The sequence below is a fragment of the Micromonospora sp. PRAS1 genome, assembly GCF_059553435.1.
In genome coordinates, this window is sequence record NZ_JCANNB010000071.1 from 1 (window position 1) to 10,884 (window position 10,884).

5 protein-coding genes and 3 pseudogenes are annotated in these 10,884 nt (G+C 70.5%); 2 read left to right on the forward strand and 6 right to left on the reverse strand.

Annotation, left to right across the window (positions count from 1 at the left end):
* Positions 1 to 42 precede the first annotated feature (42 nt).
* From AC507J_RS31860 to nrdR, 4 genes and pseudogenes are all read right to left on the reverse strand, one after another.
* Positions 43 to 2,472: pseudogene (locus AC507J_RS31860) on the reverse strand (vitamin B12-dependent ribonucleotide reductase); the annotation flags it as partial.
* 177 nt (positions 2,473 to 2,649) lie between these two features.
* Positions 2,650 to 3,531: pseudogene (locus AC507J_RS31865) on the reverse strand (LAGLIDADG family homing endonuclease); the annotation flags it as partial.
* Positions 3,532 to 3,999, reverse strand: a pseudogene (locus AC507J_RS31870) (vitamin B12-dependent ribonucleotide reductase); the annotation flags it as partial.
* Positions 4,000 to 4,063: 64 nt separating this feature from the next.
* Positions 4,064 to 4,552, reverse strand: a complete 489-nt coding sequence (gene nrdR, locus AC507J_RS31875) for a transcriptional regulator NrdR (protein ID WP_496294218.1) — start codon at positions 4,550 to 4,552, stop codon at positions 4,064 to 4,066.
* A gap of 563 nt (positions 4,553 to 5,115) precedes the next feature.
* Between nrdR and lexA the strand changes: the two genes are divergently transcribed.
* Positions 5,116 to 5,898 carry a transcriptional repressor LexA gene (gene lexA / locus AC507J_RS31880; RefSeq protein WP_496294220.1) on the forward strand — a complete coding sequence of 261 codons (783 nt, stop codon included), beginning with the start codon at positions 5,116 to 5,118 and terminating at the stop codon, positions 5,896 to 5,898.
* Between the two features lie 70 nt (positions 5,899 to 5,968).
* Here the strand turns inward: lexA and AC507J_RS31885 are convergent, their stop codons facing one another.
* Both AC507J_RS31885 and hflX read right to left on the reverse strand, forming a co-directional pair.
* Positions 5,969 to 7,732, reverse strand: a complete 1,764-nt coding sequence (locus AC507J_RS31885) for an SMP-30/gluconolactonase/LRE family protein (RefSeq protein WP_496294222.1) — start codon at positions 7,730 to 7,732, stop codon at positions 5,969 to 5,971.
* A 52-nt stretch (positions 7,733 to 7,784) separates the two neighbouring features.
* Entirely contained in the window at positions 7,785 to 9,233 is a 1,449-nt protein-coding gene (hflX, locus tag AC507J_RS31890) for a GTPase HflX (protein ID WP_496294224.1), read from the reverse strand.
* Positions 9,234 to 9,408: 175 nt separating this feature from the next.
* On the opposite strand from hflX, the gene AC507J_RS31895 reads away from it, so the two are divergent.
* Positions 9,409 to 10,884 (forward strand): NAD-dependent malic enzyme (locus AC507J_RS31895; protein ID WP_496294226.1); only part of this gene is annotated, 1,476 nt, incomplete at its 3' end.

Below are 10,884 nucleotides of genomic sequence, written 5' to 3' on the forward strand. Positions count from 1 at the left end.
AGACAGGAGGAGGTCGGGCGGTCCCTGGTTTTCGGGGCGTTGTCAGCTGCAACCGCTTGTGGAGCCGCAGCCCTCGCAGACGTAGCAGCTACCGGCCGGGCGCATCTTCGTACCGCAGGTGAAGCAGAGCGGTGCGTCGGCGGCCTTGCCGATCACGGCCTCCAGCAGTTCGGTGCTGGAACCGACCGACGGCGCCGGCTTGACGGCCGCGACATCGGCGAGTTCCTGGGCCGGCTGGGCGACCGGGCCGGCCTTCGGCTCCTCGGGCTTGGCTTCCACCGGGGCGGAGGCGGCCATCGCCGTCAGGTCCGTGCCGTTCGCCTCGGCCTCGGCCTCGGCCGCCAACTGGGCGGCCCGCTCCTTGGCGGTGAAGATGCCCAGCTCGGCGCGGCGCTCGTACGGCAGGAAGTCCAGCGCCAGACGACGGAAGATGTAGTCCATCACCGAGGCGGCCATCCGCACGTCCGGGTCGTCGGTCATGCCGGCCGGCTCGAAGCGCATGTTTGTGAACTTGCTGACGTACGTCTCCAGCGGCACGCCGTACTGGAGACCGATGGAGATGGCCACCGAGAAGGCGTCCATCACGCCGGCCAGGGTGGAGCCCTGCTTGGACATCTTGAGGAATACCTCGCCGAGGCCGTCGTCCGGGTACGACGAGGCGGTGAGGTAGCCCTCGGCGCCACCGACCGAGAAGGAGATGGTCTCCGACGGCCGCTTCTTCGGCAGCCGCTTGCGCACCGGGCGGTACTCGACGACCTTCTCCACGACCTTCTCGGCCTCGGTCGCGGCTGCGGCCGGCTCGACGGCCTTGTTCGACTTCGCCGCCGAGAGCGGCTGGCCGACCTTGCAGTTGTCCCGGTAGATGGCCAGCGCCTTCAGGCCGAGCTTCCAGCCCTCAAAGTAGATCTTCTCGACGTCCTCGACGGTGGCCTGCTCGGGCATGTTGACCGTCTTGGAGATGGCGCCGGAGATGAACGGCTGGACGGCCGCCATCATCCGCACGTGGCCCATCGGTGCGATGGAGCGCTCGCCCATCGCGCAGTCGAAGACCGGGTAGTGCTCCGGCTTCAGGCCGGGGGCGTCCACCACATGGCCCTGGTCGGCGATGTGCTCGACGATCGCCTCGACCTGCTCCTCGGGGTAGCCGAGGCTGCGCAGGGCGCGCGGCACGGTCTGGTTGACGATCTGCATCGAGCCGCCGCCGACCAGCTTCTTGAACTTGACAAGCGCCAGGTCCGGCTCCACACCTGTGGTGTCGCAGTCCATCATCAGGCCGATGGTGCCGGTGGGCGCGAGCACTGCGGCCTGGGAGTTGCGCCAGCCGTTCTTGTCACCGATCTTGTTGCCCTGGGTCCACTGCCTGGTGGCCTCGCGGACCACGGCGGTGGCCACCGGGCCGGTCGGCTTGATCTGGTCGTTGGCGGCGGCGTGCTTGCGCATGACCCGCTTGTGCGGCTCGGCGTTGCGGGCGTACCCGTCGTACGCGCCGACTATGCCGGCCAGCTCCGCCGAGCGGCGGTACGCGGTGCCGGTCATCAGCGAGGTGATCGCCGCGGCCAGGGAGCGCCCCTGCTCCGAGTCGTAGGGCAGGCCGGAGGCCATCAGCAGGGCACCCAGGTTGGCGTACCCGATGCCGAGCTGCCGGTAGGCCCGGGTGGTCTCGCCGATCTTCTCGGTCGGGAAGTCGGCGAAGCAGATCGAGATGTCCATCGCGGTGATCACGAACTCGACCGACCTGACGAACTTCTCCACCTCGAAGCCACCGTCGGCGCGGAGGAACTTCATCAGGTTCAGCGACGCCAGGTTGCACGAGGAGTTGTCCAGGTGCAGGTACTCCGAGCACGGGTTCGACGCGGTGATCCGGCCGGTCTCCGGGCAGGTGTGCCAGTCGTTGATGGTGTCGTCGTACTGGAGGCCCGGGTCGGCGCACTCCCAGGCGGCCTGGGCGATGGTGCGGAACAGCTTCTTCGCGTCGATCGTCTCGATGGTCTGCCCGTCGAGCCGACCGCGCAGGTCGAAGCCGCCGCCGTTCTCCACAGCGGTCATGAACTCGTCGGAGACCCGGACCGAGTTGTTGGCGTTCTGGTACTGCACGCTGACGATGTCGGCGCCGCCCAGGTCCATGTCGAACCCGGCGTCGCGCAGCGCGCGGATCTTGTCCTCCTCGCGCGCCTTGGTGACCACGAACTCCTCGATGTCGGGGTGGTCGACGTCGAGGATGACCATCTTGGCCGCGCGCCGGGTGGCCCCGCCGGACTTGATGGTGCCGGCGCTGGCGTCCGCGCCACGCATGAAGCTGACCGGACCGGAGGCGGTGCCGCCGGAGGAGAGCAGTTCCCGGGAGGAGCGGATCCGGGACAGGTTCACCCCGGAGCCGGAGCCGCCCTTGAAGATCAGCCCCTCCTCCTTGTACCAGTCGAGAATCGAGTCCATCGAGTCGTCGACCGACAGGATGAAGCAGTTGTGCACCCGCAGGTTGCCGGCGAGGAACTCACCGCTCTCGGTCTGGATGTCGTAGACCTCCATCGACCCGATCGGCTCGATGCGGTCGATCTCCAGGCGCTTGACGTCGGCGGCGGGCCGGCCCGCCTTGGCGAAGCCCGCTTCCAGCTTGGCCATCTTGTCCGCGCCGAGGAACCCGATGTGGGTGGCGAACAGGTCCCGGTCGCCGTCGTTCTGGATCCGGACCGACCAGCAGCCCTTGCGGTCCGGGCGGGAGTCTGCCTTGAACGACACGCGGGCGAAGATCCCGAAGCGCAGCAGCAGGCTCTGCACGCCCCGGATCAACTGCTCCGAGATCATGTCCACCGCGACGAGCGTCGAGCGCTCCCGGGACGAGACGTAGCCCTCGGCCTGGAAGATACTGCGCAGGTACGCGGCGACGACCGGCAACGGCGCGGTGAAGAGCCGCTCCGGCACCACCATCTCGGTACCCCGGGTCAGCAGATCCCACTTCTGCACGAACGGGCGCAGGTGTTCGCCGTAGAGCCGGGTACGCCGGCAGTCCAGCTCGTCGTCCTGGGTCGTCACCGCCCGCTCGTGCCGGTGCGCGCCGGGGAAGACCTCGTCGATGGTGGTGGTGACCCAGTCCAGCTCGTCGTCGTTGACGGTCATCGCCTCGATGGTCAGCGACCGGTTGGTGCCCTCGGCGTGCTGGCCGACGAAGCCGTCCGACTGCAACCAACCGGCGAGCGCGGCCTCGCGGATCTCCCGCAGGTCCAGCTCGCTCTCGCCGTAGCTGTACGTGCGGTGCCACTCGAGCCGGTCGCCCGGCTCCAGGGTGCCGGCCTCGACCCACCGGCCGGTGCCCTCGCCGGTGCTCTTCCACACCACGTGGTCCGGCGTGACGTCGAGCTGGTAGCCCGCCTTGGTGTGCAGCCGGAGAACCTCACGGACACCATTGGCCTTCACGGCCACGATCCGGGTCAGTCCGGTGCCGTCGTACACCTTGGTGCCGACTGCGCCCTCTTCCACCAGCTTGCCGATCGGCACCAGGCCGCCCGGGGTGCTGACCAGCGAGTCGTACGGCAGGCACGCGCTGACCTGCTGGGGTGAGGGCGTACCGACGTTGAACCAGACCGGCGAGTTGAAGCTGAACACCTGGTGCAGCAGCATCCAGGTCAGCTCGTGGGCGAAGACCTCGGCGTCGGCCGGGGAGGCGAAGTAGCCGTACTCCTCACCGGCGGTGCGGTAGGTGCTGACCACCCGGTCGATCAACTGCCGCAGCGACCACTCCCGCTCCGGGGTCCCCACCGCGCCCCGGAAGTACTTGGTGGTCACGATGTTGGCCGCGTTGACGCTCCAACTCTGCGGGAACTCCACCCCGCGCTGCTCGAAGTTGATCGAGCCGTCCCGCCAGTTGGTCATCACGACGTCGCGCCGCTCCCAGGCGACCTCGTCGTACGGGTGCACACCTTCGGTCGTCCAGACCCGGTCGATCTTGAGCCCCGCGCCCGCCTTGCTTCGTGACCTGCTTGTTGTCACACCATCCCCCGGCATCTCATCCGCCCCCTGTCCGCGCGGGCACCCCGCGCGTTCCGACTGTCACTGCTGCTGGAAAAACTCACTGCGCGCCGGCCGTGGTGGCCCCGGTGCCCTCCCGGGCGCGCGCGGCGGCCCGTAGCGTCTCGATCTCCCGCTCGAAGTCGGCGAGCGAATCGAACGACCGGTAGACGCTGGCGAACCGCAGGTAGGCGACCTCGTCCAGGTCCCGTAGCGGCCCCAGAATGGCCAGCCCCACCTCGTGGCTGGGGATCTCGGCGGCCCCCTTGGCCCGGATGGTCTCCTCGACCCGCTGCGCCAGGATCGCGATCGAGTCCTCGTCGACCGGCCGGCCCTGGCACGCCTTGCGCACCCCGCCGCTGATCTTCGTACGGCTGAACGGCTCGGTCACCCCGCTGCGCTTGACCACCGCCAGCACCGCCTCCTCGACGGTGGTGAACCGCTTGCCACACTCCGGGCAGGAACGCCGCCGACGGATCAGCTGACCGTCGTCGGCCTCCCGCGAGTCGACCACCCGGGAGTCGGCGTGCCGGCAGTACGGACACCGCATCGCCCGACCTCCTCGATCGACACGGGTACGCCCCGCCCGCCTCCGGGCACGCGTCAACACGGCGACGCCATCCCGCAGGATGGCACCGGGTCGGCGGTCCGGGAGTGCGGTCGGTAGTCGAACCCAACCTATAGGCGACTTACGCCCTTGTGACTACTACATCTAGGGGTCGACCGTATGTCGCTGGCGATCCGAGGTCAAGTTGGCAAGCGTGTCCGGCGCGTCACCCGACAGCCCACCCGTTCCCCCCTCCCGGCGCAACCCGAGGGCCCAACGCGCCGCGGTGACACCGGTTACCGTCCGGCCGGGCAGGATCGCCCACCGATCCGGTCGGGGTCGAACACCCGTTCGACCAGACGTACCATTTATCAGAACGGGCGTACGACTGTCGCGCTTTTCCGGCTCGACACGCGGAACCAGGTCGTACAGATGTTTGAAAATGACCGATCTCACCTATACGGTCATGAACAACCGGAGGTGACCATGGTCGACTGCCACCGGCCGCAGCAACCGCATGCACCACGAGCCGCCGAGGCACCCAGCGCCGACCAGGGAGGACGGACGTGACCGAGGACCGGGCCACCCGGCCAGAGAGCCCGCAACAGAGCACCGAGGCGAGCCCGCCGGCCGGCCGCCGCCGCAGCGTCTCCCGCACCCGTAGCGGGCCGCCGACCCTGCGTTCGGTGACGCCGGTGGCCAGTGCCTTTCCCGACCCGACCACCGTCGACCTGACCGCCCGGCAGCGACGCATCCTCGACTTCATCCGCACCTGGGTGGAGCGGCACGGTTACCCGCCGAGCGTGCGCGAGATCGGTGAGGCGGTGGGGCTGGTCTCCCCGTCCAGCGTCGCCTACCAGCTCAAGGAGCTGGAGAAGAAGGGCTTCCTGCGCCGCGACCCGAACCGGCCCCGAGCGGTGGATGTCCGCTCGCCCAACGACGTGGACGACGAGCTGAGCCGCTCCCAGCGCCCCACGCCCGCGTACGTGCCGATGCTCGGCCGGATCGCCGCCGGTGGGCCGATCCTCGCCGAGCAGTCGATGGAGGATGTCTTCCCCCTGCCCCGGGAACTCGTCGGCGAGGGCGAGGTGTTCATGCTCCAGGTCAAGGGCGACTCGATGCTCGACGCGGCCATCTGCGACGGAGACTGGGTGGTGGTCCGGCAGCAGCCGACCGCGGACTCCGGCGAGATCGTCGCCGCCATGCTCGACGGCGAGGCGACGGTGAAGACCTACCGTAGGCGCGACGGCCATGTCTGGCTGATGCCGCAGAATCCGGCCTTCGACCCGATCCCGGGCGACGACGCCACCATCATGGGTCGGGTCGTCGCCGTGCTGCGCCGCATCTGATCCCGTGCCGCGCGGCCGGTGGGCCGCCGCCCAGCACCGGTCCGCAGGCACGGCCGGTGCTGGCCCGGGTTCAGTACCGGTCGCCCCGGTAGCCGTAGTTGCCGTGCGGCTCCGCGTCGTCATCGCGGTAGCGACCCGGGCGTCGACCCCGGTTGTCCGGCTCCGCCGGGCCACCTCGCCGGGGCGGCTCGGCGCGACCACCGCGAGGCGGCTCAGCCCGCCCGCCCCGAGGCGGCTCGGCGCGCCCGCCACCGCCACCGGCACGACCGCCGCCGTAGACACCACCACCGCCGCCGCCACCGCCGCGCCCACCGCCAGTTGGCCGGCCACCGCCGGGGCGCCCGCCGGGGCCGGGAGGGCCCTCGGCCGGCCGGCCCCCACCGCCGTAGACGCCACCCCCCTGGGCCGGGCGGGCAGCGCCGGCAGCACCGCCTCGGCCGCCGTACACCGGCCCCGGCCGGGCCCCGGGCCGCTCACCGTTCGGCGAGCCGCCGTAGACGTTGCCGCCCGGCGGCGTCCCGCCGCCGTAAACCCCGCCCCGCGGCCGGTCCGGCGGCGGTCCGGACCCGTCGTCCTTGCCCGACGGCCCCGGACCGCCGCCGTCCCGGTCGCCGCGGTCGCGGTTCTTCTCGGGCGGGGCCGGCCGCTTACGGGCCAGCACGATGCCGATGATGCCCGCGCCGACCAGGAGTGCGCCGAGCGCACCCACGGCGGCGATCAGGTACATGATGTCGTCGAGGCTCAACCCGTCGAGGAACGACTGGCTAGCGGACTTCTTCGCCGCGTCCGGATCCTCGGCCAGGTTCTTCGGCCCCTCGCTGGACGGGGTGTAACTGAGGACTTCGACCGGTTCGTCGTCGTCCAGGCTCCCGGCGTCGGAGACGGTCAGGAACGTCTTGCCGTCGGTCGAGTAGGCGATCGCCTCGCCGAACGGGTCGGCCAGCGCGGTCACCCGGGGCGTGGTGGTGGTCAACGCCGCCACGATGTCGCCGTTGGCCACGTCATACTCGAAGGCGTCGGCGTACGTGCGCAGCACCACCCGGGCGCCGTCCGGGGACCGGGCCGCGCCCGTGATCGTGATGCGGCCGAAGGGACCGAACCGGTTCTCGGTGTCCGTCTTCGGCAGCTCGATCTCGCCGACCCGCTTCATCGGCACCGGCTCGGTGTCGCCGCTCTTCAGCTGACCGTCCGGAGTGAAGATCTCGGCCTTGCCGGCGGTGACCTTCGTGATGATCAGCGGCAGGTTGTCGTCGCCGATCAGCAGTGCCTCGGCGTCGCGCGGCTTGCCGTCGGGATAGGAGAGCCGGTGCAGGGTCGGCTCTTTGCTGCCGTTGACCGGCATGCTCCAGACCGCCACCCGCTCGCGGCGCTCCCGGCTGAGCGGGTTGTCGCCGGTGTCGGCGATCCACAGCGTCTTGCGGTCGGGTGAAAGGGCGAGGTCCTCGGTGTCGAACGGCCCCCCGCCGGAGTAGGGGACCGCGCGGGTGACCTCGCAGTCCTTGTCGAGGTAGAAGACCCGCTTGCGGTCGTCCCGGTCGGTGCTGTCGTTGATGACGATGTAGCCGTTCTTGGTCACCACCAGGCCGGACAGCTCACGCAGCCGGGAGTCGGTGACGGTGCACTGCTTCTTGGGAGCCGCCGCCAGGGGCGCTCCCCGAACCGCCAGCGGCGCTTGCGGACCCGCCAGCGGCGCCCCGGCAAACGCCGGCGGCGTCGATGCCGCGCCGGTCACGGTCGACGCGGGCGGCGGCGCCGCGAAAGCGGTGCCGGTAAGTGCCACGGTGCCCCCGAGCAGGCCGAAGGCGACCGTGACGAAGGAAACAGTGCGGTGCATGAAAGAAGTGTCGCATGCCGCCGGTTTCCGCTGCGTGACGCCGGATACGCGGTTACCGCACGGTATGAGCCGCTTCCGCCGGGTCGCCGAACGGCACCAACTCGGCCGCCAGTGCCTCGTTGACCCGGACGTGCAGCATGGTGCCCTCCGGCAGGTGGGCGGTGCTGAGCACCTCGCCCTGCCGGTGCAGGCGTGCCACCAGGTCACCCCGGTCGTACGGCAGCACCACGCGAACCTCGACGGCCGGGCGGGGCAGCCGCCGCTCGATCGCCTCGCGTAGCTCGTCGATGCCGCGCCCGCTGTGCGCGGAGACGAAGACCGCCTCGGGCCAGAGTCGCTTCAGGTGCAGCAGCGTCTCCTCGTCGGCCGCGTCGGTCTTGTTGACCACCAGCAGCTCGGGCAGCCGATCGGCACCGACCTCGGAGAGCACCTCTCGCACGGCCCGGACCTGCTCCTGCGGATCCGGATGGGCACCGTCGACCACGTGCACGACCAGATCCGCCTCGGCGACCTCTTCCAGCGTCGAGCGGAACGCCTCGACAATCTGGTGCGGCAGGTGCCGGACGAAACCGACCGTGTCGGAGAGCGTGTAGACCCGCCCGTCGGAGGTGCTGGCCCGACGCGTGGTCGGGTCGAGCGTGGCGAAGAGAGCGTCCTCCACCAGCACGCCCGCGCCGGTGAGCCGGTTGAGCAGACTCGACTTGCCGGCGTTGGTGTAACCGGCGATGGCCACCGCCGGGACGGCGTTGCGGGTGCGGCGGGCGCGCTTGGTCTCGCGTACCGTCCGCATGGCCTTGATCTCCCGGCGTAGCCGGGCGATCCGGTGGCGGATGCGCCGCCGGTCGGTCTCCAGCTTGGTCTCACCGGGACCACGCACGCCGACGCCGCCGCCGGCGCCACCACCACGGCCCGACCCACCGGTCTGCCGGGAGAGCGTCTCGCCCCAACCACGCAGCCGGGGCAGGAGGTACTCGAGCTGGGCCAGCTCCACCTGGGCCCGGCCCTCCTTGCTCTTGGCGTGCTGGGCGAAGATGTCGAGGATCAGCGCCGTCCGGTCGACCACCTTGACCTTGGTGCGCTGCTCCAGGTTGCGCAGCTGGGACGGGGACAGTTCACCGTCGCAGATCACCGTGTCCGCACCGGCTGAGACCACCACCGAGCCGAGGTCGTCGACCTTGCCGCGACCGATGTAGGTGGCCGGGTCCGGCCGGTTACGCCGCTGGATGAGCCCTTCGAGCACCTGCGAGCCGGCGGTCTCGGCCAGCGCGGCCAGCTCGGTGAGGGAGTTCTCCGCGTCGGCCTGGCTGCCCTCGGTCCAGACGCCGACCAGGACCACCCGCTCCAGCCGCAGCTGGCGGTATTCGACCTCGGTGACATCGGTCAGCTCGGTGGAGAGGCCGGGGACCCGTCGCAGTGCCTGCCGCTCGGAGAGCTCGTACTCGCCGGTGGTGGTTTCGAGCTCGTCGTCGGGGAAAGAAACGTAGGTCTCCTGGTCTCGCAAGCGTCTCTCCTGTCCGTTCTGTGCATGTACCGAGCAATCCTGACATGTGTCAACGCCGGGTGCACCTGGTATATGCCCACTGCACCAAGCGGCAAAAGCGGGGGCGGATGTCGGCCGTCCCAGCAGGGCGAGTAGAAATGCGGACGAGCCGTTCAGCGCCGACGGAGGGACCTGCGTGGCCACCACCCGACTGCCCAGTGCCGGATTTTCGATCACGATCCGGATCGCCGTGCCCGCCGATGCCTCCTCGATCGGGCGACTCACCACGTCGGTCGGCGACGCCGGAGCCATCGTCACCGCGCTCGACGTGGTCGACTCCGACCCGACCCACGTGATCGTCGACCTGACCTGCGACACCGCCGACGCCGGCCACGCCGACCAGGTCGTCGACGCGCTGCGCGAGCTGGACGGCGTGGACGTACGCAAGGTCTCCGACCGCACCTTCCTGCTGCACCTGGGCGGCAAGATCGAGGTCAGCCCCAAGGTCGCGCTACGCAACCGGGACGAGCTGTCCCGGGCGTACACCCCGGGGGTGGCCCGGGTCTGCCAGGCCATCGCGGACAATCCGGCCGACGCCCGCCGGTTGACCATCAAGCGCAACACCGTCGCGGTGGTCTCCGACGGCTCCGCCGTGCTGGGGCTGGGCAACCTGGGTCCCGCGGCGTCGCTGCCCGTGATGGAGGGCAAGGCGGCGCTCTTCAAGCGCTTCGGCGGGGTGGACGCCTGGCCGGTGGTGCTGGACACCCAGGACACCGACGAGATCGTGGCCATCGTCAAGGCGATCGCGCCGGCGTACGGCGGGATCAACCTGGAGGACATCGCGGCGCCGCGCTGCTTCGAGATCGAGGCTCGGCTGCGTGAGGCGCTGGACATCCCCGTCTTCCACGATGACCAGCACGGCACCGCGATCTGCGTGCTGGCCGCGCTGACCAACGCCCTGCGGGTGGTGGGCAAGCAGCTCGCGGACGTCCGGGTGGTGGTCTCCGGGGCCGGCGCGGCGGGCACCGCGATCATGAAGCTGCTGCTCCGTCAGGGCGTCGGCGACATCATCGCGTACGACCGGCAGGGTGCCCTGCACCGCGGCCAGACCGACCTCAACCCGGCCTGGCGGTGGCTGGCCGATAACACAAACCGGGACGACTACTCCGGTGACCTGGCCGGCGCGCTGAACGGCGCGGACGTCTTCATCGGGGTGAGCGCGCCGAACCTGCTGACCGGCGACGACATCGCCACCATGGCCAAGGACGCGATCGTCTTCGCGCTGGCCAACCCGGACCCGGAAGTCGACCCGCGGGAGGCGCGCAAGCACGCCGCCGTGGTCGCCACCGGCCGCTCCGACCAGCCGAACCAGATCAACAACGTGCTCGCCTTCCCTGGCGTCTTCCGCGGCATGCTCGACGCGCACGCCGAGGAGTTCACCGAGGAGATGGCGATCGCCGCCGCCCGGGCCATCGCCGACGTGGTGGGCGAGGAGAAGATCAACCCCACGGTCATCGTGCCCAGCGTCTTCGACTCCCGGGTGGCCCCGGCGGTCGCCGCCGCCGTCCGGGCCGCCGCGCAGAACCCCACGCTCACCCCGCCGCCCGCCGCCGACCCCGGCCCCGCCGACCTCCCCGAGATCGCCGCCAGCCGACCGCCACCGCGCAACCCG